The following is a 23,275-nucleotide window of genomic DNA, read 5'->3' as shown; positions in this document are numbered from 1 at the left end:
GGCCTCGTCAGAACCGATGCACGATGCCGAGCTGCACGCCGCGCGCATTCGCCCCCGGATACGCGAGCGGCAAGCCGGGGTTCGCCGCGCCGGCGAGCGTATAGCCGGCCTGGTTGCGGTTGCGCAGGTACGACAGCGCGCCATAGAAGCTCGTGCGCTTCGACAGGTCGTACTCGTACATCAGCCCGAGCTGGTCCGCATTGTTGCCCTGCGACGACTGGTCATGCAGATACGCGTAGCCGAGCGCCACGTAGTTCGCCGGATTGAACTGGTACTTGACCGACAGCCCGTACACGCGCGAATCGATGCCGAGATCGGCCCACTTCACCGCGGAGAAGCCGCCGTACACGGTTGCCTTGCCGATCTCGTACGACGCACCGGCCATGATCGTGCGATCGGTGGTGGTCGCCGTCGCGTTCTTCAGCCACTGGCCCGCGACGAATGCCCCGAACGGCCCGTGTTCGTAGGTCAGGTCGACCTGCTGGCTGGCGCCTGCCGAGCGCACGCCACCCGCATCGCCGAACCCGAAGTACACGCCGCCCTGGAAGCCCGCGATCTCCGGGCTCTGGTACGACAGCGTATTGCTGGTGCGGAACGCGAACACGGTCAGGTTGTCCATGCCGGACGCCTGCGTGACGCCGCCGAACGCATCCTGTCCGCCCTGATCGTTGAACAGCGGCGAATTCTGGCGGCCCGCGCGCACCTTGCCCCACTGCCCCGCGATGCCGACCCACGCCTGCCGGTTGAACAGGCTGCCCGAACTCGCGAGCGAACCGTCGTTCGGGTTGAAGCCGTTCTCCAGCGCAAACTCGATCTTCTGCCCGCCGCCGATATCCTCGCCGCCCTTCAGCCCGAACCGGCTGCCCCACTGGCCACCGGAACCGATCGCCGCCGTGTAGCCGTTGCCCGTATTCACGTACTGCGCGAATTCGTCGATCACGCCATACAGCGTGACGCCGTCCTGCGCGAGCGCGGCCCCCGATCCGGCAACGCACGCCGCCGCCACCGTCATCCGAATACCGGCATGCACCATCCGCGCCCGGGAATCGCTCCCGCGGGCTGCCATTTGTTTAGTCATACTATTAAATTGTCCGAGAATGAAACGACACCGTGCACGGCAGTCGCGCCGCACCGGCATCGCGGGAAAGGAAACGTGGGGAGGCGCCCGGCGCAGACAGCGCCCGGCTCGCGCGGCATTCAGGCCGGCAGCTGGCCGGCCCGATGCGCGTGACGTGTCGTCAGTGGTGAACTTCGCCGCGTTCGAGCGGCAGGATCAGGCGTTCGGGAATGCTGCGGCGCGATGCACGCGCGCCGATGTAATACAGCACGGCCGGCACGACCAGACCGAGGATCCACGAGATATCGGTGCCGCCGAGCGCGTCGACGAGCGGGCCCGTGTAGATGTGCGTCGACATGAACGGCAACTGCACGAGGATGCCGACCACGTAGATCGTGATCGCCATCACGTTCCAGCGGCCGTAGCGGCCGTCCGGATCGGACAGCGCCGGCACGTCGTAGCGCGAGCGCGTGAAGCAGTAGTAATCGACCAGGTTGATCGCGCTCCACGGCGTGAAGAACGCGAGCAGGAACAGGATGAACGCGGTGAATTCCTTCAGGAACGAATGGCGGCCCGCGAGCGCGATGAGCGTCGATATGCAGATCATCCCGAAGATGTAGACGAGACGGCTCTTCGACGACACGGCGCCCTTGCCGCGAAAGCCGCTGATGATCGTCGCCATCGACATGAAGCTGCCGTAGGCGTTGAGCGCCGTCACCGTCACCTTGCCGAACGCGATGCTGAAGTACAGCAACGCGGCCACGGCGCCCGCCGAGCCGAGGCCGACGATATACGACACTTCATGGTGCGCGAACTGGCTGCCCGCCAGCGCGGCCGCGAACACGCCGAACACCATCGCCGCCTGCGCGCCGATCACCGAGCCGAGGCCGACCGCGACGAAGGTCGCGACCGACGACGTCGAGCGCGGCAGGTAGCGCGAATAGTCGGCAACGTACGGGCCGAACGCGATCTGCCACGACGCGGACAGCGACATCGCCAGCAGAAAGTTCGCGAGCGAGAAATGCTTGTTCGCGAGCAGCGCGCCGATATCGTGGTTCGCGAACAGCTGCGTGAACATGTAGACGAACGCGATGATGCCGACCACGCTTGCGATCCGGCCGACGGCATGGATCGCGCGATAGCCGAACACGGTCAGCACGACGATCACGGCCGCGAACAGCAGGATGCCGACCGCATCGTCGACGTGCAGCAGCTGCGCGACGGCCTGCCCGGCCAGCACCGAGCCGCTTGCGGAAAAGCCGATGTACATCAGGCACACGAGCACGATCGGGATCATCGCGCCATAGACGCCGAACTGCACGCGGCTCGAGATCATCTGCGGCAGCCCGAGCTGCGGCCCCTGCGCGCCATGCAGCGCCATCACCGCGCCGCCGATGAACTGGCCGAGCAGCAGCGCGACCAGCGACCAGAACACGTCGCCGCCGAGCACGACCGCGAGCGCGCCGGTGACGATGGCCGTGATCTGCATGTTGGCCGACAGCCACAGGGTGAACTGGCTCAGCAAGCCGCCGTGGCGCTCGGTGTCGGGAATGAAGTCGATCGAGCGTACCTCGATCAGGCCGCCGGCTTTTCCACTGGGATTCGTTGACACGGGGAAATCTCCAAAATACTCAGGATCACAAATTGCTTGAACGAGACGGGAATCTGCGAGCCGCCCTTTCGGCTCGGCGGATGCGGGGCGCCGTGGATCGCCGGCATGCGCCACGCACGCACGGTCTGCGCACTGGCGCGCAAGCGGCACGACGTGTGCCGACGTTGCCAGCGGATGATCTTGTATATACAACTTGCCAGATATCGGTGATTACCCGGTATCGGCCGATATTCATAATTGTCCGAACAATCGGGATGCGCTCGATGTATTCAGCTGAAAGTAAGGCGTCTTGAAAATGAAAGGTCAGACGCTCGCGGGCGGGACCTGCTCGGGCTCGGCCGTCATGTCGGCGGCGGGAAGCAGGTTCAGCATGCGCCGCGCGGCCTCGATGTCGCGCACGTGCAGCCATTCGTCGTAGTCGTCGCGGCGCAGGATCACGACGCCCCGCTTCTCTTCGCCGGGCCGATGCATCCGCGCGAATAGCGGGTGTGCGTCGGCGTTGACCGTGAGCATCGCCATGCCCACGCGTTCGCGGCCGTCGGCGCCTTCGTAGCGCCGCCAGATGCCGGCGACGCAGCACGGTTGCCAGCCGTCGACACCGATCCGGTGCCACACGTTGCGACCGGTTTCGTAGCACGGCTCGAAGATCCAGCGCACCGGAATCAGGCAGCGCTGGCCGGTGCGCCACGCGTTGCCGTAGAGCCGCGACGAGCCGACCGTCTCCGCCCGCGCGTTCACCGTATCGAGTTTCTTTTTCTTGCGGCCGTGCTCGTCGACCCGCTCGGGCTGCATGAATTTCGGCCAGAAGCCGAACACGGCCGCGACGACCTCGAGGCCGTCGCCATCGGCGCGCGCGACCGGCGCCGCGTAGTCGGGATACACGTCGGGTGCCCACGGGTCGCGGCGGAACAGATCGCCGATGCCGATCTTCAGTTCGCTGATGCCCGGGTCTTCATCGGGGGCGCGGTAATGGGTGCACACGGCTCGGCGGACGATGGAAGCAATGGTTCCATCGTAGGTCAGCGCCGGTTCCCCGGTCGGGTCATTGTTTGGTATGACGAAACAGTGTTACGACTCGATGACGCGCCGGGAGCGATCCGGCGCCAACCGTTACGCGTGCGGCCCGATCCGCAGCGTCAGGATTTCGTCGCCCGCGTCGTCGAGCGTCCCGGTCGGCGTCCAGCCGAGATGCCGGTAGAACCCGTGCGAGCGCGATGCCGGATCGGTCGAACACCCCAGGAACAATGACGTGAAACCGGTCGCCGCGAACGCGTCGATCACCTGCCGCAGCAGCCGCTTGCCGATCCCTGCCCCCTCGTACTCGGGCAGGATCGCGAGCACGACGATCTCGCCCGAATCGGTGTCGCCGAAGCAGTAGCCGACCATGCGCCCGTTCGCGCAGCAGACATGGCCCGAGAACAGGCCATCCCGAATCCCGTCGCCCCAGCTTTCGACGGTGATGCCGAGGCCGCGCAACTGCGCTTCGGTGAACGCGTTCTCGCGCGTCTTGCCGCGCAGTGCGATGCACGCGGCCGCATCGTCGGGAACGGCCTCGCGCCAGGTGAGTTCAGTCATCGTTCGATTTTTCCAGAGTCCGCCGCCGGCGCGATGCATACAGGCAGATCAGCTCCAGCGCGATCGTCGCGCCGGCCAGCGACGTGATTTCCGCATGATCATACGGCGGCGACACTTCGACCACATCCATGCCGACCAGGTTGATGCCTTCCAGGTGACGCAGGATCTCAAACGCCTGATGGCTCGACAGCCCGCCCGAGACCGGCGTACCCGTGCCCGGCGCGAATGCCGGATCGAGGCAGTCGATGTCGAACGTCAGGTACACGGGATGGTCGCCGACCCGCTCGCGAATGCGCGCGGCCACCGCCGCGGGCGTCGACGCATGCACCTGGCGCGCATCCTGGATGTCGAAGCCCATCGGCTCGTCGTTGGTCGTCCGGATGCCGATCTGCGCCGACCGTTCGGGCACGACCCACCCTTCCCGCGCCGCGTGATAGAACATCGTGCCGTGATCGATGCGCTTGACGTCGCGGTCGGGCCACGTGTCGGTATGCGCATCGAAATGCACGAGCGACAGCGGCCCGTGCACTTTCGCATGCGCCTTCAGCAGCGGATACGTGATGAAGTGATCGCCGCCGAGCGTCAGCATCGCGCAGCCGCGCGCGAGGATCGCATCGGCATGCCGCTCGATCGCGCCCGGCACCGATTCGGGCTGCCCGAGATCGAACGCGCAATCGCCGTAGTCGACCGCGGCCAGCACGTCGAACGGATCGAACGACCACGGCCACGGGCGCTCCCACGCGATGCCCGTCGATGCGATCCGCAGCCCGCGCGGACCGAAGCGCGTGCCGGGCCGGTGCGACGCGGCGGAATCGAACGGCACGCCGGTGATCGCGAGGTCGACCCCGGCGAGGTCGCGGCTGAAACGCCGGCGCATGAAGCTCGTCGCGCCCGCGAAGGTCGGTTCGGCCTGCGTGCCGTAGAGGCTGTCGCGCGTGAAGGCGAAATCGTTCTGGCTCATCGTCGGATTCCTGTCTGAAGGGGAACGGCCGCACGGCTGGCGACCTCGTGCCCGATTCTGCCGCGACGGCATCCGACGAAAAATATGAACTAACATAAGCCGACTTCACGAAATGCGATGTATCGCCATGCTGACCCGATTGAGAGACATGGATTTGCAACTGCTGCGGCTCTTTCTGACGATCGTCGAAAGCGGCGGCTTCAGCGCCGCGCAGGGCACGCTCGGGATGGCGCCGTCGACGATCAGCACGCAGATGGCCAAGCTCGAGACGCGTCTCGGGTTCCGGCTGTGCGATCGCGGCAAGAGCGGCTTCCGGCTGACGCCGAAGGGCGAACGCGTGCTGCAGTCGACGCGGCGGCTCCTGCACGCGATGGACGTGTTCACGCGCGATACGCAGCACGTGTCGGGCACGTTGCTCGGCGAACTGCGCATCGGGCTGTCCGAGCGGCTCGCACCGGACATCGTCGAATCGATCGCGGCGGCCGTCGGCGGCTTCCGCGAACGGGCGCCGGACGTGCTGATCGAAATGGTCGCGAACCCGCCCGACGAACTGGAGCGCAGGCTGCTGAAAGGCGAACTGCAACTCGCGATCGGCTACTTTTCCGGCCACCAGGCCGGCCTGCACTACACGCCGCTGTTCGTCGAGCACCAGTCGCTGCACTGCGGCGCCCGGCATCCGCTGTTTGCGAAGAAAACCGTGTCGGCCAACGACATCGCCCGCGCAAGCAACGTCGCGCGGCTCTACAAGACGAACGCGTCGGGTGCGGCGCCGCGCAACGCGCAGCCGACCGCGTTCTCCGAAAACGTCGATGCCGACGTGATCTTCATCCTGTCCGGCGCGCATGTCGGCTTCCTGCCTGACCACGTCGCGGCGCCGTGGGTTGCCGCGGGAAAGATGCGCCGGCTGCTCGCGAGCAAGCTGAGCCACACGGTCGAATTCCAGCTCGCGACACCGAGGAACTGCGATGGCAGCGAAGCGCTGGAGGCGTTCGCGGCAGCGCTCGCCGAACAGTTCGGCGGGCTCGACGGTTTCGCGGGTCAGTGACCGGCGCGGGCCATCCGTTTTACGTCAGGCAAGCTGGTCCGACGCGATGACCTGCACGCCCGGCCGCGCGTCGATTGCCGCGTCGAGCATCGCGCGGGCGATCCGCGACGCGGGATTCACGCGCCACTTCGCCGGCAACACGGGTCGGGCCAGGTTCAACGCGAACACCAGCAGCCGCTCGCCGAACCTGAATTCGTCGCGGCTGCCGCCGATCAGGCCGGGCCGCACATACGTGAGCGACGCGAACCCGACGCCGGCAAGCGCCTGCTCGACCTCGCCTTTTACGCGGTTGTAGAAGATGCGCGACGCCGGATCCGCGCCGAGTGCGGAGTTCAGCACGTAAGCCGGCGTACCGTAGCGATGCGCGATGCGCGCGACCGCGAGCGGATAGTCGTGGTCGACGCGCTGGAATGCCGCCTTCGAGCCGGCCGCCCGCATCGTGGTGCCGAGCGTGCAGATCACGGCGTCGGCGTGCCACCAGTCGGCCACATCGGGCAGACGATCGAAATCGACCTCGAGCGCGCGCATCTTCGGGTGCGGCGACAACGGCCGGCGCGCGAGGACGATCACCTGATCGACCCGCGCATCGGCGAGCGCGACTTCGAGGACGTGGCGCCCGACGAGTCCGGTCGCGCCGACGAGCAGCAATTTCATATCCGGTTCTTCCGTGTGGAGCCTGGGCCGGCAGGCGCGAACGGCCCGCCTTCCGGCTTCCTACATGATCGTCGGCCGCCTCGGCGCCGGCAACCTTTCAACATCTCTAAAAGTTACAGGACACGCTTGTTTCGGTGCGCAGCCCGCTACGACCGTGCCGTCTCCTGGCGCGACAGGCTCGGCGCAACACCCGTCCAGCGCTTGTACGCCTGCGAGAACGACGACATGTCGCTGAATCCCAGTTCCTGCGCGATTTCCTTGATCGACAGCCGCCCTTCGGCAATCAACGCCTGCGCGCGGGTCTTGCGCACCGTGCTCGAAATATCCCGAAAGCACGCGCCCTCTTCCTGCAGCCGGCGCTTCAACGTGCGCTCGCTCGTGTTGAGCAGCGTCGCGATGTCCTTCAACTGCGGCGGCCGGTCGAACGGGCGCGTGGCCAGGTATTCATTGAGGAACGATACGAGGTCGACGCGCGTCCGCCGGCGCGTGACCAGCTCGGCACACATGCGCTCGCACATCGCCGCGGTCGCGGCATTCGCCTGCGGCAACGGCCGTTCGAGATGCGCATGCTCGAACGTGAGCGTGCTGGCGGGCTGGCCGTGCCGGATCTTCGCGCCCAGCACCGGCTGCGTCGGGTCAGGGCCGGGGGCGGCGCCATACGCGAGGTCGAACGTCGCGAGTTCGAACGCGCTGCCGATCACGTCGCGCAGCACGCGGCACGTCGCGCCCATCGCACGCTCGACGAAAAAGCGCTGCACGTCCGCGGCGAGCTCCGGCGACGCGTCGAACCGAATCGCGTCGTGCGGCCCGACCCGGCGGAACGTCATCCCGACGAACGTATAGGTCAACGCCAGGTAGCGGCCCGCGAGCGCGACCGCGTCCATGCCGGTCGCGCTGCTCAGGAGCCCGTACCCGAGCAGCCCGTACGCCGAAAGCTGGTACGACAGGCCGACCTTGAGGCCGACGCCGGCCTCGCCGGCGGTCAAATCGAGCAGGTTCGACGCAACGGCCAGCTCCTGCGCGGCCAGCACCGTGAAATCCGGGTCGGCGAGCTGCTTCAGGGTGAGCTGCGACCCCTTGAGCAACGCCGGCGGTGCGATCTTGCGGTCGCGCCCGAATTCGATCATCAGCAGGACGGAAGCCGGACTGCGGGCAAAGTTCCAGACATTCATCAGACGCCTCGCGACGTGGGTTGGCCTAGATTCTAAAGCGGTTGGCCTGCCCCAGCATGGATCGCGCGAGCCCGTGCGCCGATGATGGACGACATCGCAACCCGCACGGCGTCGATCACCATGAAGCGCTCTTCACTCTTTCGCCCGGCCTGCACTTTATTGCTGGCCGCCGGCCTGACGGGCGCACTGCTCGCACCGGCGCGGGCCGACGATGCCGTTTCGCCCATTCCACCGGAGTCCGCCACCATGCCCAAGACCTACGCAGACCAGCCCGTCTGGCGCGACATGCAGAAATTCCTTCCGACCGACTTCCAGTGGAAAGACGGCCAGCAACCGACGGAAGAATGGTGGTCCTGGCACGGCCATCGCATGCATCTCGACACGTACCGCAACCCGCAAGCGCGCGTGAAGGTGATCCTGTTCCACGGCGTGGGCACCAACGGCCGGCAGATGTCGATGATCCTCGGCGAGCAGCTGGCGCGCCGCGGCTACGAAACGATCGCGGTCGACATGCCCGAATACGGGATGACCGAGGTCGCCAGGGGCGCGCTGGTTCGCTACGACGACTGGGTGCGTGCCGGCAGCGATCTGATCGACGCGGAGCGCGCGAAGGACGACCGGCCGATCGTGCTCTACGGGCTGAGCGCGGGCGGCATGCTCACGTATCACGTGGCCGCGCTGAACGGCAAGGTCGCGGGCATCGTCGGCATGACCTTCCTCGACCAGCGCCTGCAGCAAGTGCGCGACGAAACCGCGCGCAACGTGTTCATGAGCCGCGTCGGCGGCACGATGATGCATCTCACCGCGATGACGCCGCTGAAATCGATGCGCGTGCCGATGACGCTCGCGAGCAAGATGTCCGCGCTCGTCAACGACCCGGATGCGCTGAAGGTGTGGCTGTCCGATCGCACCTCCGCCGGCAACGCGATGACGATCGCGTTTCTCGATTCCTACATGTCGTACCGGCCGGTGGTCGAGCCGGAGGATTTTGCCGTGTGCCCGATCCTGCTCACGCAACCGGCCGCGGACCGCTGGACGCCGCTGCACCTGAGCGAACCGTTCCTGCAACGCGTGCGGAAGGTGCCGGTGAAGGTCGTCATGCTGGACAACGCGGGCCACTATCCGCTCGAGCAACCGGGGCTGTCGCAGATGGTCGAGGCGATCGATGCGTTCTATCGCGAGGTAACGGCGCAACGCGTCGACCTCCGCGCCCCGTCCTGACGAATAGTGCACGCGCCGGTGCGAAAGCCGGCACCGCAAAAGGAAAGCCGCCGATGCGCACGTTGCGCATCGGCGGCTTCGTGTCACGCGTGGTACGCGTCAGACGTGCAACGCGTGCCCCAGCGCGCGCAGCGCGGCTTCCTGCAGCGCTTCGCCGAGCGTCGGGTGCGCATGGATCGTGCCGCCGATGTCCTCCAGCCGCGCGCCCATCTCCAGCGACTGCGAGAACGCCGCGGCCAGCTCCGACACGCCGCGCCCGACCGCCTGCCAGCCGACGATCAGGTGGTTGTCGCGCCGTGCGACGACGCGCACGAAACCGTCGGTCGCCTGCAGCGTCATCGCGCGCCCGTTCGCCGCGAACGGGAACGACGCGCTCACGCAATCGACATCGGCCGCACGCGCGTCGTCCGGCGACCAGCCGGCCGTGACGATCTCCGGATCGGTGAAGCACACGGCCGGGATCGACGCGGGCATGAACTTGCGCCGCTTGCCGGCGATCAGCTCGGCCACCATTTCGCCCTGCGCCATCGCGCGATGCGCGAGCATCGGCTCGCCGGCGACATCGCCGATCGCCCAGACGTTGCGCATCGACGTCCGGCATTCGTCGTCGATCCACAGCGCGCGACCATTGCGATCGAGCGGCAGCGACTCGAGCCCGAAGCCGTCGACGCGCGGCCGGCGGCCCACCGCGACCAGCACGCGATCGGCCTGCAGCGTCTGCTCCGCGCCGTCGGCGGCCTGCACGCGCACCGCGCCGTGTTCCGCGAGCCCGAGCACCTTGTGACCGAGCAACAGCCGCACGCCCAGCCGCGCGAGCGAATCGGCAACCGGCCGCGCGAGTTCGGCATCGTATGCGGGCAACACGCGCTCCGCCGCTTCGACGACGCTCACGTCGACGCCGAGCTTGCGATAGACGATCCCGAGTTCGAGCCCGATATACCCGGCTCCGACGACGACCAGCCGCTTCGGCAACGTCTCTGGCGACAGCGCTTCGGTGGACGACACGACATGTCCGCCGAACGGCATCGACGGCAGCGCGACCGGTTCGGAACCGGTCGCGAGCAACAGGTGCTCGCAGCTGATTCGCGTCGTGTGGCCACCGGCGACGACGTCGACGGTCTTGCCGTCGACCACCTGCGCATCGCCGTGCAGCACGCGCACGCCGTTCTTCTTGAGCAGTGCGCCGACGCCGCGCGTCAGCCGGTCGACGATGCCGTCCTTCCATGCAACGCTTTTCGCGATGTCGATCTCGGGCGTGCGCACGCGGATCCCGAGCGCGCCCTCGCCCGCGTGGCCGCGGGCCTGTTCGAATGCGTCGGCCACGTGGATCAGCGCCTTCGACGGAATGCAGCCGATGTTCAGGCAGGTGCCGCCGAGCCGGTCGCGCTCGACGAGCACGGTCGGAATGCCGAGCTGGCCGGCGCGAATCGCGGCGACGTAACCGCCCGGGCCGCCGCCGATCACGAGCAGCGTGGTGTGTTCGTTCTTCATTGCGTTATCACTCCACGAACAGCAGTGCCGGGCGCTCGAGCACCGCGCGCACGGCCTGGATGAATTCGGCCGCGTCCGCGCCGTCGACGACGCGATGGTCGAACGACGACGACAGGTTCATCATCTTGCGCGCGACCACTGCGCCGTCGCGGATCATCGGCCGCTCGACGATCCGGTTCACGCCGACGATGCCGACCTCGGGATGATTGATGACCGGCGTCGACACGATGCCGCCGAGCGCGCCGAGGCTCGAAATCGTGATGGTCGAACCGCTCAACTCGTCGCGCTGCGCGCGGTTCGTGCGCACGGCGTCCGTGAGCCGCGCGATTTCGGCGGAGATCGACCACACGTCGCGCGCTTCGGCATGACGCAGCACGGGCACGGTCAGGCCGCCGTCCGTCTGGGTCGCGACGCCCATGTGCACCGCACCGTAGCGCGTGACGACACCCGCTTCGTCGTCGAAGCGCGCGTTGATCTGCGGGAAGTCGCGCAACGCGATCACCATCGCGCGGATCAGCAGCGGCAGCGGCGTCAGCTTGCCGCGCGCGTCGCCGTGGCGGCGATTCAGTTCCGTACGCAACGATTCGAGCTCGGTGACGTCGATCTCCTCGACGTAGCTGAAGTGCGGAATGCGGCGCTTCGCTTCCTGCATCTTGCGCGCGATCGCGCGCCGCAGGCCGATCACCGGTACGTCGGTCTCGTCGTTGCGTTCGCCATAGCCATGCGCGTGCGATCCGCGCACCGCACCGCTGCCGGTGCCCGCATACGCATCGAGGTCCGCGTGCAGGATCCGCCCGGCTTCACCGGTGCCGCGCACATAGCGCAGCTCGACGCCCATGTCCCATGCGCGCTGACGCACGGCCGGCGACGCGAGCGGCCGTTCGCCCGGCGCGAGCGCCGCGCGCGGCGGCACAACGTGCTCCGTGCGCTCGGCGTGTTTCGCGCGACGCGGCTCCGCGGGTGCGTGCTTCGCAGACGGCTTGGCGAGCGACTCCGCCGGCGCGTCGGCCACGGCCTTCGACGGCGCGGCCGCGACCGGTGCGGTTTCTACCTTTGATTCCCGCACCGGTGCGCCGGCCTTCAGGTTGCCGTCGCCTTCGACCTCGAGGCGAATCAGCTCGCTGCCGACCGCCATCATCTCGCCGATCCGGCCGCCGAGTTCAAGCACCTTGCCCGTCACCGGCGACGGAATCTCGACCGCCGCCTTGTCGGTCATCACATCGGCGAGCGGCTGGTCTTCCTTGATCGTCTGCCCGACTTCCACGTGCCAGGCCACCAGCTCGACCTCGGCAATCCCTTCGCCGATATCCGGCATCTTGATGACATGAATCCCCATCTCAGGCCTCCATCACGCGTCGCAACGCTTCACCGACCCGGGCCGGGCCCGGAAAGTACGCCCACTCCTGCGCATGCGGATACGGCGTATCCCAGCCCGTCGTGCGCTCGACCGGCGCCTCGAGGTGGTAGAAGCAATGTTCCTGGACCAGCGACACCAGTTCCGCACCGTAACCGCAGGTACGCGTCGCCTCGTGCACCACGACGCAGCGTCCGGTCTTGCGCACCGACGCGACGATCGTGTCGAGGTCGAGCGGCCACAGCGTGCGCAGGTCGATCACCTCCGCGTCGATGCCCGTCTCCTCGGCTGCGGCAAGCGACACGTGCACCGTGGTGCCGTAGGTCAGCACGGTCACGTCGTTGCCGGGCCGCACCACGGCGGCCGTATCGAGCGGCACCGTGTAGTAGCCCTCGGGTACCGCGCTGGCCGGATGCTTGAGCCACGACGTGACGGGCCGATCGTGATGGCCGTCGAACGGCCCGTTGTACAGCCGCTTCGGCTCGAGGAAGATCACCGGATCGTCGTTCTCGATCGATGCGATCAAGAGCCCTTTCGCGTCGTACGGGTTCGACGGCATCACCGTGCGCAGCCCGCACACCTGCGTGAACATCGCCTCCGGGCTCTGGCTGTGCGTCTGGCCGCCGTAGATGCCGCCGCCGCAGGGCATGCGGATCGTCATCGGCGCGATGAACTGGCCGGCCGACCGATAGCGCAGCCGCGCGCCTTCCGACACGATCTGGTCGGATGCCGGGTAGAAATAATCGGCAAACTGGATCTCGCACACCGGGCGCAGCCCGTACGCGCCCATCCCCACCGCCGCGCCGACGATCCCGCTTTCCGAGATCGGCGCATCGAACACGCGCGACTTGCCGTATTTGTTCTGCAGTCCTTCGGTACAGCGGAACACGCCGCCGAAATAGCCGACGTCCTGCCCGAACACGACCACGTCGCTGTCGCGCCCGAGCATCACGTCCATCGCCGAGCGCAGCGCCTGGATCATCGTCATCGGCTGCGTTGCCGTGCCTGTCTCTTGTTGCGCCATGATCACGCTCCCAGTTCCTGGCGCTGACGGCGCAGGTGCGCGGGCAGCTCCTTGTACACGTCGTCGAACATCGAAGCCGGCGACGGAATCCGGTCGTCGGCCAGCGTGCCGTATTTCTCCGCTTCCTTCTGCGCGGCGATCACCTCGGCCTCGAGCTCGGCCGTCAACGCTTCATGCGCGCTGTCCGACCAGATGCCCTTGACGATCAGGTGGCGCTTGAAGCGTTCGATCGGATCGCCGAGCGGGAAATGGGACCAGTCGTCGCTCGGCCGGTACTTGGTCGGATCGTCCGACGTCGAATGCGCGCCCGCACGGTAGGTCACCCACTCGATCAACGTCGGGCCGAGGTTGCGGCGCGCGCGTTCGGCCGCCCAGCTCGACGCCGCGTAGATCGCGAGGAAGTCGTTGCCGTCGACGCGCAGCGACGCGATCCCGCAGCCGACGCCGCGCCCCGCGAACGTCGTGCCTTCGCCGCCCGCGATCGCCTGGAACGTCGAGATCGCCCACTGGTTGTTGACGACGTTCAGCACGACCGGCGCGCGGTACACGTGCGCGAACGTGAGCGCGGTGTGGAAATCGGATTCGGCCGTCGCGCCGTCGCCGATCCACGCGGACGAGATCTTCGTGTCGCCCTTGATCGCCGACGCCATCGCCCAGCCGACCGCCTGGATGAACTGGGTCGCGAGGTTGCCGGAAATCGAGAAGAAGCCCGCGTCGCGATCCGAATACATCACCGGGAGCTGGCGGCCTTTCAGCGGGTCGCCTTCGTTCGACATCAGCTGGCAGATCATGCGCTCGAGCGGCACGTCGCGCGCGATCAGGATGCTCTGCTGGCGGTAGGTCGGGAAGCACATGTCGCCGTCGCGCAGCGCCATCGCGTGCGCGGTGCCGATCGCCTCTTCGCCGAGGCTCAACATGTAGAAGGAGATTTTCTTCTGACGCTGCGCGATCATCATGCGCGCGTCGAAAATGCGGGTCTTGAGCATCGCGCGCAGGCCGGCGATCAGCCGCGCATCGTCGAGATCCGGCGCCCACGGGCCGACGGCCTTGCCGCTGTCGTCGAGCACGCGCACGAGGCTGCGGGCGAGATCGGCGGTGTCCGCCGCGGCAACGTCGATCGGCGGGCGGCGAACCGCACCGGCCGGCGATAGATGCAGATAGGAAAAGTCCGTCTTGCAGCCCGGGCGCCCGGTGGGCTCCGGCACATGCAGACGCAATGGCTCTGACAGGCTCATCGTGTCGTCTCCACGCTCGATTGTGTCTCACGCTGATTAGGAACGCGCGGCCGGTTGCCGGCCTGCGCGCTGACTGGCGTGCGGATAGGCACGTCAATCTTTTTAATTTAGGCAATATGGGGCCAGCCGTCGATGACCAACCCGCTCGACTGCGGTGAGCAAATTTGCCATGTCGGGTGCGGGAGGGCCGGCGGGCCTGCCGGGCGCGGCGGGTGGACACGGGTTGCCGCGGCGGAGCGAACCGGGGACGGACGGGAATTTACGGGTGCGGGTGCGGGTGCGGGTGCGGGTGCGGGTGCCGGTGCAGCCAGCCAATGGCGAAGTCGGAAGGCGACGTCCGCATGCGGCTCCCGGAATCGACACGTGCGGTGCCGACGCAATCCACTGTGAACCGTTGCGCCGCGCTTCGGCTCGGCATCGCGGCAAGAAGTCGCGTGGTGCGGTGCACCTGGAACCGGCAGCGGATGAAAGAACGCGAGTACCCAATACGTCGGCACACATCGATAATGGCAATCAACCATCGTATTCAACGCCTGTCATGCAACGCTGAGCCCCTTCAAAGGAGATGTCCCGATGCTTGATTTCGACGCCGCATGCCTCCTGGCACGCTACAACGACTGGGCGGACCGCACGCTACTCGGTGCGCTGGAACATGTGCCCATGCCCGAGATCGTTTGCCCGCGCAACACGGTGTTCGGCTCGATACTGGCGACGCTGAATCACAACTATCAGGTCGATCTGATCTGGCATGCGCATCTGATTGGGCGCAAGCATGGCTTCAGTTCGCGGCGAGACCTCCTGTGCCCGACACTCGACGCGCTCATCGCCGCACAATGCGACGCCAACACATGGCTGAACGATTGGGTGAGCCGCCAGGATGCCGCGCGCCTCTCGGAAACGGTGTCGTTCGAGTACATTTCCGGCCGTCCCGGGCAGATGGCGCGTGGTGCGATGCTGCTGCATCTGTCTCACCACAAGACCTACCACCGTGGCTGGATTTCCCAGATGTTGTTCGAGCTTGGCGTGAAGCCGCCGGAGACCGACCTGTCCGTCTATTTGAGTCAATGAGCCCGTGTGGCAAGCGTCGGCAAGATTGTCCCCTTGGTCCAGCCAACGCGGGTACGCATCATTCCTCCTCCGTCAAGCCACTCAAGTCTACCGGCTTGGGATTTACCTGCGCGTCCACGGCACGCTGAAGTGTTCCTGGCTTTCTACGAAGCGCGTATGCCCGCATCACTGATAGCGGCGCAAACTCAAGTGCCTCGATTGGCGCATGTCCGACAATTACCGGGGTATTGAAATTTACATTCTTCTCGTCATCCAAGGGTAATGCCCATTTCCCACCGCAGCCTTCCCTGACAATCTCGCCAAGGAAGATAGCAAATGCAACGACGAGTTCCGACACTTCATCCTTGCCTTTTCCACCAGACAAAAGATCGAACAGTTTTTCCAACTTCGGCAAGTCATCCAGTTCAACGTGCAACTGGATCCCATGCCCCCTGGCCTCATCGGACAACCAATCCAGTTGATCGTCCATTCTCATCAAAAATTCATCAAACGCCTCTTCGGCCGCCTTTCTATCCATAACCATTCGCACTCGATATCAATCCAGTCCCAGGTAGAACCCCACCTATACTTGCGAAGTTTGCTTCAATGCCAGCGACGCGCATCTCTTCCGCGCATCTCGGCCGGCAGTGCCGTGTGCGTGTACGCCGCCTATCAAATACTCCGGGTGCATCATGATGCAACGATACGCGAACGCTTCAAGGCATCACGGGAAATTGTGAGGATTCTCGAATACTTCCCACTGTACTCCGTCGTATCCGGCGAGTCTGCGAGACTACAGATCTGCCCGAACCTGCCGCTGCGTCATGCCACCATTCGTTTCCGCAATGGCCGGCGCGATCCCGCAGGACAACACCCCGGCAATCAACAGCATCTTGACGCTCATGACCTTTCCTCATTGAAGCGACACGGCGAGCCGAATCGAAGACCGGACCACCGTGCCACTTGGTCGTTATGCCGAGCTACGCCACGTCCACGTCGACCGCGGCCAGCACCTTCACCACCGGCGGCTCGGCCAGCCAGTCGGCCGCTTGCGCGCGGTAGGCCGTGTAGTGTTCGCTCGCGCGATGGGCTGCGACGGCAGCCTCGTCACGATAGATTTCGAACAGGTGAAATGCCAACTGGCCGTCGGTCTGCCGAAACAGGTCGTAGCGGAGGTTGCCCGGTTCGGCACGCGTTGCCGCCACCATCCGATGCAGTTCCGCCTCGACGGCCGCCGCATGCTCGGGCTTCGGCCTCAGGCTTGCGAATACGTAAATGCTCATCGATACACCTCGATTCAATCAGTCAATGGATCGTGAAAGCGCGTCATCCGGCATTCACAACAGCTTGAACGCCAGCGCCGACAATGCGTCGCGCAAGCGATCGCGACCGCTCAGCGATTCAGGGCCCCGAACCCGCTCGACCGCTGCGCCGGTCCAGGTTCCGCCCGCATCGCCGCGTTCGTTCAGGTAATCGGAAACGCGCCGATCGTAGGCGCCGATCGAATCGCGCTCGGCCGCCACATCGTATTGTTCGCGGTGCAGCACGACCGCCTGCGGGAGACGCGGCTTGATGGCCGGCAGCCGATCGGGATCGGGATAGCCGACGCACATGCCGAACAGCACCATGCTCGATTCGGGCAGGCCGAGTTCCTGCGCGACGGCTTCGGGGCGATTACGCATCCCGCCGATATAGACCATCCCGAGGCCAAACGACTCGAACGCGACCGCCGCGTTCTGGGCCGCGAGCGTCGTATCGACGGCGCCGACGACGAAGCTCTCGAGATAATCGAGCCCGTCGGTACGCTTGCCCGTCGACTCTCCCGCGCGTCTGAGCCGCGACAGATCCAGCACCCATGCCAGAAACAGCGGTGCCTCCTCGACATGTCGCTGCTTGCCGGCGAACGCAGCCAGGCGTGCTTTCCGCTCCGGATCGGTCACCGCGACGACGCTCCACGCCTGCAGATTCGACGAAGTCGACGCGGACTGCGCGGCCGCGATCGCCGCGACGAGCACATCGTCGGGCACCCGTCGTTGAAGATACGAACGCACCGAGCGATGCTCGAGCAGGTTGCGCACGACTTCGTTGGTGGCAACGGGTGCATCGGGTATCTGTCGATCCCGGTAGCGCGCCGCCCAAAGCCCTCGAAGCGCGCCTTCTTCATCCACTGCCATCGTTCAGCCCCGCTTCAGTTGTTCGAGCAACGCGTGCGCGACATGCTCCGACGACGCCGGGTTCTGCCCCGTGATCAGCAGACCGTCGACGACCGCATAGGGTTGCCAGTCACCGGCCTTCGTATAGAGGCCGCCGTTCGCCTTGAGCATGTCCTCGACGAGGAACGGCACCACGTCGGTCAGGCCGACCGCCGCTTCCTCGGTATTGGCAAAACCCGTGACCGACTTGCCCTGCACGAGCGGCTTGCCGTCCGGCGCCTTCGCATGGCGCAGCACGCCCGGCGCATGGCAAACCGCCGCCACCGGCTTGCCGGTCGCGATTGCGCGTTCGATCAGCGCGATCGAGTTCGCGTCTTCGGCGAGATCCCACAGCGGGCCATGCCCGCCCGGGTAGAACACGGCATCGAATGAATCGATCGAGACGTCGGACAGCTTGAGCGTCGTCGCCAGTGCCGCGCGCGCAGCTGCGTCCGCGTCGAAGCGGCGAGTCGCATCGGTCTGGAACGCCGCTTCGTTGCTTTTCGGGTCGAGCGGCGGCTGGCCGCCCTTGACGGATGCCAGCGTGACATCGACACCCGCATCCTTGAGCACGTAGTACGGTGCAGCAAACTCTTCCAGCCAGAACCCCGTCTTCTCCCCCGTGCTACCCAGCGTGTCGTGCGAAGTCAAAACGATAAGAACTTTCATGATTGGTTTCCGTTGAATTGATTCAGTCGTGTCCGTCGGTGTTCCAACGCGGTGATGCACCGGCCAGGCCGCCGGCGAACGCGATCCCGTGGTCGTCGGCCCCGGACCCGCCGCATGCATGCCGTCGGCCCGGGGCGCTCCGCGTCAGTTACAGCGCCCCTTCCAGCACGCGCCGGCTCACATCGAGCGTGACGTCCTTCTGCTCGCCGAGCTGCGTCATCCCGTGTTCATCCAGCTGCGCGACGAGCTGGTCGATCGCATCGGCACCCACCCCGTAATCGGCCAGGCGCGTTTTCACGTCGAGGCGCTCGAAGAATGCACGGGTGCGCGCGATCGCTTCGTCGATGCGCGCGTCGTCCGGGCCGGACGTGATGTTCCAGACACGCTCCGCATACTGGAGAAGCTTCGCCCGCTTGCTGTCGCGCCGCACCTGCAGCATCGACGGCAGCACGACCGCAAGCGTGCGCGCATGATCGATGTCGTAACGGGCCGTCAGTTCGTGGCCGACCATGTGCGTTGCCCAGTCCTGCGGTACGCCGGCACCGATCAGGCCATTCAACGCGAGCGTCGCGACCCACATCAGATTCGCGCGCACCGCGTAGTCGTGCGGTTCGGCAAGCGCCTTCGGGCCGATCTCGATCAGTGTCTGCAGCAGCCCCTCCGCAAAGCGGTCCTGCGCAAGCCCGTCGGCCGGATAGGTCAGGTATTGCTCGACGATGTGCGTAAACGCGTCGACGACGCCGTTCGCGATCTGCCGCGGCGGCAGCGTGTAGGTCTTCGTCGGATCGAGGATCGAGAATGCAGGGAATACGTGCTCGCTGCGGAACGCGAGCTTCGCATGCGTCGCGCGACGCGTCACGACGCCGCCGTTGTTCATTTCGGAGCCGGTCGCGGGAAGCGTCAGGACGCTGCCGAACGGCAGCGCGGCATGCACGTTCGCGCCATGCGTTTCCATGATGCTCCAGGGCTCGCCGTCGAACAGCGCGGCGGCCGCGACGAACTTCGTGCCATCGATCACCGAACCCCCACCCACTGCGAGCAGGAAATCGATCCGGCTCGCGCTGACCTGCGCAACCGCTTTCATCAGCGTCTCATACGTCGGATTCGGCTCGATCCCGCCGAACTCCTGGATCTCGCGCGCGCCGAGCGCGGCCCTGACCTCGTCGAGCGTCCCGTTTTTCCGCGCGCTCTCGCCGCCGTAGAGCACGAGGACACGGGCGTCGCGCGGAATCAGGTCGTCCAGGCGCGACACGGTGCCTTCGCCGAAAACAATGCGGGTCGGATTGTAGTAACTGAAATTCTGCATGGTTTGATCCAAATTAGTAGACCAGTCGTCTAGTTCGATATTCAAAAAAAACGGCCCCTGTCGGGATCCGTCGCCTCTTCTGCTACGAAGGGCCATATCGGGTGCCGGCACGCATCAAGGCGGAGGATGCAATGGACTTGCCGGACGTAGCTGCCAACATCGCGTTCGTGGTGGGGATACTACTCCACTATTAGACCGGTCGTCTAGTAACAGCCGACGTTCCACACCCGGTGCGTGAAAGTCCGACACCCGGCCCCGCTCACCCGGTCGAACATTTCGCCTGCCGGCGCTCGCGCGGGGCCCTCTTCCGTTGCCGGCGGAGTTCGATCGAATGCTGCGCCGCCGGCAACACTTCCGCTGGCGCGCAGTTCGCCGATTACGCGCCAGCCGCCAGCCGCGCAAGAATCGCATCGTCGATGTCGGCCACCGCACAGGTCCCGAGCATCGCCATGTTTCGGTCGACCTCATCCCGAAGGAGTCGAATCGCGTGCCGCACACCAGTCTCGCCGCCGACGGCCGCGGCATACATGAACGGACGCCCCAGGAACACGAATCGAGCACCGAGCGCCAGCGCCTTGAGTACATCGCTGCCTCGCCGGATCCCGCTGTCCATCATCACGATGGTCCGGTGACCCACCGCCTCGCAGATTTCAGGCAGTACGTGCAACGGTTCGACCGCCCCATCCAGTTGGCGGCCACCATGGTTCGACACGATGATGCCGTCCGCGCCGATCGACACCGCTCGATCGGCATCGTCCGCGCGAAGAATGCCCTTGACGACCAGGTTGCCGTTCCAGCGCTCCCGTATTCGAGCAATATCCGTCCACGACAGATGATCGCGCCCGGTCGTGTCCCGGATCGCCGAAGCCGAAAGCATGGGCGCGCCTCGCGTGGCAAACGAGTTTTCGAAATGCGGCATGCCATGATTGATCAACGTGCGCAGGAAAGTCCCCATCAGCCAGCGCGGCCTCGAGATCCCGTCCACCGCAAGACGAAGCGACGGTCGCAATGGCAACGAGAATCCCGCGCGCGTGTTGTTCTCCCGGTTCGCCCACACCGGGATGTCGACCGTCACGACGAGCGTCGAAAAACCCGCTGCCTTGACTCGGTCTATCAATGCGGCGACACGCGATGAGTCTCCCGGCAGGTAAGCCTGAAACCATGTGCCCGGCGAAGCCGCATGAACGGCTTCCATCGGGATGAGCGACGAGCCGCTCATGATCGCCGGGACGTTCTCCGCCTTCGCGGCCTGAGCCAGGACGATGTCGCCACGGTAAGCCGATATCGCACTGATGCCGACCGGCGCGATGCCGAACGGGGACGCGTAGGTGTTGCCGAACAACACGGTTTCCTGCGATCGATGCGAAACGTCCACCAGCACCTTCGGGCTGAACTTCAACCGTTCGAATGCCGTTCGATTCGCGGCGGCGGATACCCCATCCTCTGCCGCCCCCGATATATAGCCGAACAACGGGCGCGGCAGATGGCTGCGTGCCGCTGCCTCGAAGTCCGCCAGCGAAAGAATCTTGCGCAGTCGAGCGGGCACATCGCGCTTGACCCCGTAGGCGGACTGGGATTGCCGCCCGACCGGCATCATCGGCCGCGCTTCTGTACCGCTGGGGTGATCTTTCATCGCTCTTTCCGCCTTCAGGTTCATCAGGTTTTCGTCCACCGGCGTCCGATCACTTCGGTGACGCACGGTTTGGCACCGGCTGCGTCATCGTTCGAACGTGCCGCGTTGACGCATCAGTTCGCGAAAGAGCCCTTCGTTCTTCTCGAACGGCGCCCGTCCGTGCACGTAAAAATAGTTGTTCAGCACAACCAGGTCGCCAACCGGCAGCGTCACCTCCGTCGTCCCTGATGACGCCTCCATCGATTCCGACAGTGCACGCAGAAATGCCGCCTCTTCGCGATTGGCAGGCTGGACGAACTGGTCGATGAAGGAGATCGACAAGCCGAACTCGCTTTCGAAGAACAAGGGGCGCTCGACCTTCTCGGACACGTTCTTCGAGCCCGGCGCCTTGTAAAGGAACGGGTGGACCCCAAGCCGGTGTTTCGCAAACCGATCGCGTTCCTGCCAGTCGTCGAGGTGAAGAAAGCGCGACTCGCCGCCCATCGCGTTCCGCTCGGCGAACTTCATCATCAACAACCAGTCCGTTGCCTCGCTGACGAACGTCCCGTCGGCGTGCATCGTGAACAAGCGATAAGCCTGGCGAAGATAGGAGTCGCTGTCGTCGGTATGTTTCACGACGAAGCGTGCGTAATAGGTGCCCGACATGGCGTCGTGGTTGCTCGTACCGAGGATATGGGCGACGGCGGTACCGAACTTCACGAAGTCGGATGCATCCTGCGAAAGATCCTGCAGCCCGATGGTGAACCCGCCGTGGCGACGATCCTTGACCAGCTCGATCAACATGCGCGCGAACGCGTCGCCCAGTCGCCGGATCAGCGAATCGGCAAGCGCAAAGCGCATGAACGGCACGTATTCCAGATTCTGGACATCGATGTCCCGAACGTCCTGCAGGAATCCGGCAAGCGCCTGACGATCGGCCGTGACATGCATGATCCGATGGTGATCCGGATGCGGCGACAAACGGAAAGACGGTTGTTGCAAGGTGTCGGCGGACGCTTCCATGGTGTTCTCCAGGGTGACAGGTCGCCTTATTTCAGCCGATTTCTCTGATAGCATCCAGACCACGATCGCGAAACTTTATTCCCAAATGGAGATTAAATGATCGACGCGCGCCAGCTGCGGTATTTCGTCACCGTGGTGGAAGAGCTGCACTTCGCCAAGGCAGCGGATCGATTGAACGTCGCTCAATCCGCGCTCAGCACCCAGATTCAGCGCCTCGAGCAAAACATCGGTGTCCGGCTGCTGAACCGGAACAAGCGTCAGCCGGTCACGTTGACCGATGCGGGACGCCTGTTCCACGCCGAAGCCATGACGGCATTGCGGCATATCGAACGGGCGGAACAAGTCGGACGATTGGCAGCCAGGGGCCTGGCCGGCATGGTCCGGATCGGCTTCGTCGCGTCGAGCGTGACCAATGGCGTGCTGCCCGGGATGCTGCGCCGGTTTCGCGTGTCGCATCCCAATGTTCGGGTCGACATTGCCGAGATGGCAACGCCCCGGCAACTCGAGGCGCTGGACAGCGGCGAAATCGACATCGGCATCGTGCGCCCCCGGCCGCGATACGGCGCGGGCATCGTCGCAACGATCGTTCAGACCGAGCGACTCGTCGTTGCAATGGCAGAACACCACCCGCTGGCGACGCGACGCAAGCTGCGCGCGCAAGACCTGCAGGCCGAGTCCTTCATTTCCCCTCAGTTCGACGAGGACGATGCGTTCAGCGAGGTGCTGTCGTCACTGGGCCAGGTCGGAGGCTTTACGCCCGCCCTCGACTACCGGGTAAAAGACTTCATGTCCGCGATCAGCCTTTCCTCTGCCGGCTATGGCGTGGCAGTCATACCCGAATCGATGAAGGGCCTCAGCCCTCACGGCCTTTGCTACCGCCCCATCACGGACTTCGCTTTCTCCGTTCACCTGGCGTTGGCACATCGACGCCGGGACGTGTCCCCGGCCGTTCGCGCTTTCGTCAAGGAAGCGACTACGGCCAGCGCCGACCGTGCGTCGGCGTAGCACGGCGCCGTGCACGGGAT

22 protein-coding genes are annotated in these 23,275 nt (G+C 65.5%); 4 read left to right on the top strand and 18 right to left on the bottom strand.

Annotated features, from left to right (window positions below; genetic code table 11):
* Positions 1-7: 7 nt before the first annotated feature.
* The 5 genes from ACN8ZM_RS06480 to speB all read right to left on the bottom strand — a co-directional run bounded on the left by ACN8ZM_RS06480 (position 8) and on the right by speB (position 5,205).
* Positions 8-1,078 (bottom strand): porin, encoded by a 1,071-nt coding sequence (locus ACN8ZM_RS06480; protein WP_420210798.1) that lies wholly within the window; start codon positions 1,076-1,078, stop codon positions 8-10.
* A gap of 160 nt (positions 1,079-1,238) precedes the next feature.
* Positions 1,239-2,669 carry a purine-cytosine permease family protein gene (locus ACN8ZM_RS06475; RefSeq protein WP_043182198.1) on the bottom strand — a complete coding sequence of 477 codons (1,431 nt, stop codon included), beginning with the start codon at positions 2,667-2,669 and terminating at the stop codon, positions 1,239-1,241.
* A 303-nt stretch (positions 2,670-2,972) separates the two neighbouring features.
* Positions 2,973-3,650: an SOS response-associated peptidase family protein gene (locus ACN8ZM_RS06470; protein WP_420210797.1), complete on the bottom strand. Its 678-nt coding sequence runs from the start codon at positions 3,648-3,650 to the stop codon at positions 2,973-2,975.
* Positions 3,651-3,779: 129 nt separating this feature from the next.
* Complete coding sequence (locus ACN8ZM_RS06465) at positions 3,780-4,244, bottom strand: GNAT family N-acetyltransferase (protein WP_420210796.1); 465 nt, start codon at positions 4,242-4,244, stop codon at positions 3,780-3,782.
* Positions 4,237-5,205 carry an agmatinase gene (speB, locus tag ACN8ZM_RS06460; RefSeq protein ID WP_043182193.1) on the bottom strand — a complete coding sequence of 323 codons (969 nt, stop codon included), beginning with the start codon at positions 5,203-5,205 and terminating at the stop codon, positions 4,237-4,239. Before speB ends, ACN8ZM_RS06465 begins: the two co-directional genes overlap by 8 nt.
* 127 nt (positions 5,206-5,332) lie before the next feature.
* Between speB and ACN8ZM_RS06455 the strand changes: the two genes are divergently transcribed.
* Positions 5,333-6,250, top strand: coding sequence for a LysR family transcriptional regulator (locus ACN8ZM_RS06455; RefSeq protein ID WP_420210795.1), 918 nt, complete (start codon positions 5,333-5,335; stop codon positions 6,248-6,250).
* Positions 6,251-6,274: 24 nt separating this feature from the next.
* On the opposite strand, the gene ACN8ZM_RS06450 is transcribed toward ACN8ZM_RS06455, so the two are convergent.
* Positions 6,275-6,904 (bottom strand): NAD(P)H-binding protein, encoded by a 630-nt coding sequence (locus tag ACN8ZM_RS06450; protein ID WP_043182189.1) that lies wholly within the window; start codon positions 6,902-6,904, stop codon positions 6,275-6,277.
* Between the two features lie 146 nt (positions 6,905-7,050).
* Positions 7,051-8,076, bottom strand: a complete 1,026-nt coding sequence (locus ACN8ZM_RS06445; protein ID WP_420210794.1) for an AraC family transcriptional regulator — start codon at positions 8,074-8,076, stop codon at positions 7,051-7,053.
* 246 nt (positions 8,077-8,322) lie between these two features.
* On the opposite strand from ACN8ZM_RS06445, the gene ACN8ZM_RS06440 reads away from it, so the two are divergent.
* On the top strand, positions 8,323-9,297 hold the full coding sequence (locus tag ACN8ZM_RS06440; protein ID WP_420210793.1) for an alpha/beta hydrolase: 975 nt from the start codon (positions 8,323-8,325) through the stop codon (positions 9,295-9,297).
* Between the two features lie 99 nt (positions 9,298-9,396).
* On the opposite strand, the gene lpdA is transcribed toward ACN8ZM_RS06440, so the two are convergent.
* The 4 genes from lpdA to ACN8ZM_RS06420 are packed head-to-tail and all read right to left on the bottom strand — an operon-like array spanning position 9,397 to position 14,401.
* A complete protein-coding gene (gene lpdA / locus ACN8ZM_RS06435) occupies positions 9,397-10,788 on the bottom strand; it encodes a dihydrolipoyl dehydrogenase (protein ID WP_043182183.1) in 1,392 nt (463 codons plus the stop codon).
* Positions 10,789-10,795: 7 nt separating this feature from the next.
* Complete coding sequence (locus ACN8ZM_RS06430) at positions 10,796-12,124, bottom strand: dihydrolipoamide acetyltransferase family protein (protein ID WP_420210792.1); 1,329 nt, start codon at positions 12,122-12,124, stop codon at positions 10,796-10,798.
* Between the two features lies 1 nt (position 12,125).
* Positions 12,126-13,166, bottom strand: a complete 1,041-nt coding sequence (locus ACN8ZM_RS06425) for an alpha-ketoacid dehydrogenase subunit beta (RefSeq protein WP_043182180.1) — start codon at positions 13,164-13,166, stop codon at positions 12,126-12,128.
* A gap of 2 nt (positions 13,167-13,168) precedes the next feature.
* The gene (locus ACN8ZM_RS06420) at positions 13,169-14,401 is read right to left on the bottom strand and encodes a 3-methyl-2-oxobutanoate dehydrogenase (2-methylpropanoyl-transferring) subunit alpha (RefSeq protein WP_043182179.1); all 1,233 of its coding nucleotides are present in this window, start codon (positions 14,399-14,401) and stop codon (positions 13,169-13,171) included.
* A gap of 573 nt (positions 14,402-14,974) precedes the next feature.
* Between ACN8ZM_RS06420 and ACN8ZM_RS06415 the strand changes: the two genes are divergently transcribed.
* Positions 14,975-15,469 (top strand): DinB family protein, encoded by a 495-nt coding sequence (locus ACN8ZM_RS06415; protein WP_420210791.1) that lies wholly within the window; start codon positions 14,975-14,977, stop codon positions 15,467-15,469.
* A gap of 58 nt (positions 15,470-15,527) precedes the next feature.
* Here the strand turns inward: ACN8ZM_RS06415 and ACN8ZM_RS06410 are convergent, their stop codons facing one another.
* The 7 genes from ACN8ZM_RS06410 to glaH form a co-directional block, all read right to left on the bottom strand.
* Positions 15,528-15,986: a hypothetical protein gene (locus tag ACN8ZM_RS06410; RefSeq protein WP_420210790.1), complete on the bottom strand. Its 459-nt coding sequence runs from the start codon at positions 15,984-15,986 to the stop codon at positions 15,528-15,530.
* A 442-nt stretch (positions 15,987-16,428) separates the two neighbouring features.
* Complete coding sequence (locus ACN8ZM_RS06405) at positions 16,429-16,731, bottom strand: putative quinol monooxygenase (protein ID WP_420210789.1); 303 nt, start codon at positions 16,729-16,731, stop codon at positions 16,429-16,431.
* Positions 16,732-16,785: 54 nt separating this feature from the next.
* Entirely contained in the window at positions 16,786-17,622 is an 837-nt protein-coding gene (locus ACN8ZM_RS06400) for an NADPH-dependent oxidoreductase (protein ID WP_420210788.1), read from the bottom strand.
* 3 nt (positions 17,623-17,625) lie between these two features.
* Entirely contained in the window at positions 17,626-18,309 is a 684-nt protein-coding gene (locus tag ACN8ZM_RS06395; RefSeq protein ID WP_089450210.1) for a type 1 glutamine amidotransferase domain-containing protein, read from the bottom strand.
* Positions 18,310-18,457: 148 nt separating this feature from the next.
* The gene (locus ACN8ZM_RS06390) at positions 18,458-19,615 is read right to left on the bottom strand and encodes an iron-containing alcohol dehydrogenase (RefSeq protein WP_043182170.1); all 1,158 of its coding nucleotides are present in this window, start codon (positions 19,613-19,615) and stop codon (positions 18,458-18,460) included.
* A gap of 376 nt (positions 19,616-19,991) precedes the next feature.
* Positions 19,992-21,212 (bottom strand): alpha-hydroxy acid oxidase, encoded by a 1,221-nt coding sequence (locus tag ACN8ZM_RS06385; RefSeq protein WP_089450678.1) that lies wholly within the window; start codon positions 21,210-21,212, stop codon positions 19,992-19,994.
* 120 nt (positions 21,213-21,332) lie between these two features.
* Positions 21,333-22,250 (bottom strand): glutarate dioxygenase GlaH, encoded by a 918-nt coding sequence (gene glaH, locus ACN8ZM_RS06380; protein ID WP_420210787.1) that lies wholly within the window; start codon positions 22,248-22,250, stop codon positions 21,333-21,335.
* A 96-nt stretch (positions 22,251-22,346) separates the two neighbouring features.
* On the opposite strand from glaH, the gene ACN8ZM_RS06375 reads away from it, so the two are divergent.
* A complete protein-coding gene (locus ACN8ZM_RS06375) occupies positions 22,347-23,255 on the top strand; it encodes a LysR family transcriptional regulator (RefSeq protein ID WP_420210786.1) in 909 nt (302 codons plus the stop codon).
* The last annotated feature ends 20 nt before the right edge of the window (positions 23,256-23,275 follow it).

It is taken from the genome of Burkholderia aenigmatica (genome assembly GCF_048627025.1).
Taxonomy (GTDB): Bacteria; Pseudomonadota; Gammaproteobacteria; order Burkholderiales; family Burkholderiaceae; genus Burkholderia; species Burkholderia aenigmatica.
The sequence above is the reverse complement of the archived record's forward strand: the minus strand, read 5'-3'. Positions and strand labels throughout refer to the sequence as shown.

What these genes read in the sequence shown, in the direction of transcription:
- ACN8ZM_RS06480 (WP_420210798.1), bottom strand. Translation starts at nt 1,078, where the DNA reads ATGACTAAACAAATGGCAGCCCGCGGGAGCGATTCCCGGGCGCGGATG.
- ACN8ZM_RS06465 (WP_420210796.1), bottom strand. Translation starts at nt 4,244, where the DNA reads ATGACTGAACTCACCTGGCGCGAGGCCGTTCCCGACGATGCGGCCGCG.
- speB (WP_043182193.1), bottom strand. Translation starts at nt 5,205, where the DNA reads ATGAGCCAGAACGATTTCGCCTTCACGCGCGACAGCCTCTACGGCACG.
- ACN8ZM_RS06455 (WP_420210795.1), top strand. Translation starts at nt 5,333, where the DNA reads ATGCTGACCCGATTGAGAGACATGGATTTGCAACTGCTGCGGCTCTTT.
- ACN8ZM_RS06450 (WP_043182189.1), bottom strand. Translation starts at nt 6,904, where the DNA reads ATGAAATTGCTGCTCGTCGGCGCGACCGGACTCGTCGGGCGCCACGTC.
- ACN8ZM_RS06445 (WP_420210794.1), bottom strand. Translation starts at nt 8,076, where the DNA reads ATGAATGTCTGGAACTTTGCCCGCAGTCCGGCTTCCGTCCTGCTGATG.
- ACN8ZM_RS06440 (WP_420210793.1), top strand. Translation starts at nt 8,323, where the DNA reads ATGCCCAAGACCTACGCAGACCAGCCCGTCTGGCGCGACATGCAGAAA.
- lpdA (WP_043182183.1), bottom strand. Translation starts at nt 10,788, where the DNA reads ATGAAGAACGAACACACCACGCTGCTCGTGATCGGCGGCGGCCCGGGC.
- ACN8ZM_RS06430 (WP_420210792.1), bottom strand. Translation starts at nt 12,124, where the DNA reads ATGGGGATTCATGTCATCAAGATGCCGGATATCGGCGAAGGGATTGCC.
- ACN8ZM_RS06425 (WP_043182180.1), bottom strand. Translation starts at nt 13,166, where the DNA reads ATGGCGCAACAAGAGACAGGCACGGCAACGCAGCCGATGACGATGATC.
- ACN8ZM_RS06420 (WP_043182179.1), bottom strand. Translation starts at nt 14,401, where the DNA reads ATGAGCCTGTCAGAGCCATTGCGTCTGCATGTGCCGGAGCCCACCGGG.
- ACN8ZM_RS06415 (WP_420210791.1), top strand. Translation starts at nt 14,975, where the DNA reads ATGCTTGATTTCGACGCCGCATGCCTCCTGGCACGCTACAACGACTGG.
- ACN8ZM_RS06410 (WP_420210790.1), bottom strand. Translation starts at nt 15,986, where the DNA reads ATGGATAGAAAGGCGGCCGAAGAGGCGTTTGATGAATTTTTGATGAGA.
- ACN8ZM_RS06405 (WP_420210789.1), bottom strand. Translation starts at nt 16,731, where the DNA reads ATGAGCATTTACGTATTCGCAAGCCTGAGGCCGAAGCCCGAGCATGCG.
- ACN8ZM_RS06400 (WP_420210788.1), bottom strand. Translation starts at nt 17,622, where the DNA reads ATGGCAGTGGATGAAGAAGGCGCGCTTCGAGGGCTTTGGGCGGCGCGC.
- ACN8ZM_RS06395 (WP_089450210.1), bottom strand. Translation starts at nt 18,309, where the DNA reads ATGAAAGTTCTTATCGTTTTGACTTCGCACGACACGCTGGGTAGCACG.
- ACN8ZM_RS06390 (WP_043182170.1), bottom strand. Translation starts at nt 19,615, where the DNA reads ATGCAGAATTTCAGTTACTACAATCCGACCCGCATTGTTTTCGGCGAA.
- ACN8ZM_RS06385 (WP_089450678.1), bottom strand. Translation starts at nt 21,212, where the DNA reads ATGATGCCGGTCGGGCGGCAATCCCAGTCCGCCTACGGGGTCAAGCGC.
- glaH (WP_420210787.1), bottom strand. Translation starts at nt 22,250, where the DNA reads ATGGAAGCGTCCGCCGACACCTTGCAACAACCGTCTTTCCGTTTGTCG.
- ACN8ZM_RS06375 (WP_420210786.1), top strand. Translation starts at nt 22,347, where the DNA reads ATGATCGACGCGCGCCAGCTGCGGTATTTCGTCACCGTGGTGGAAGAG.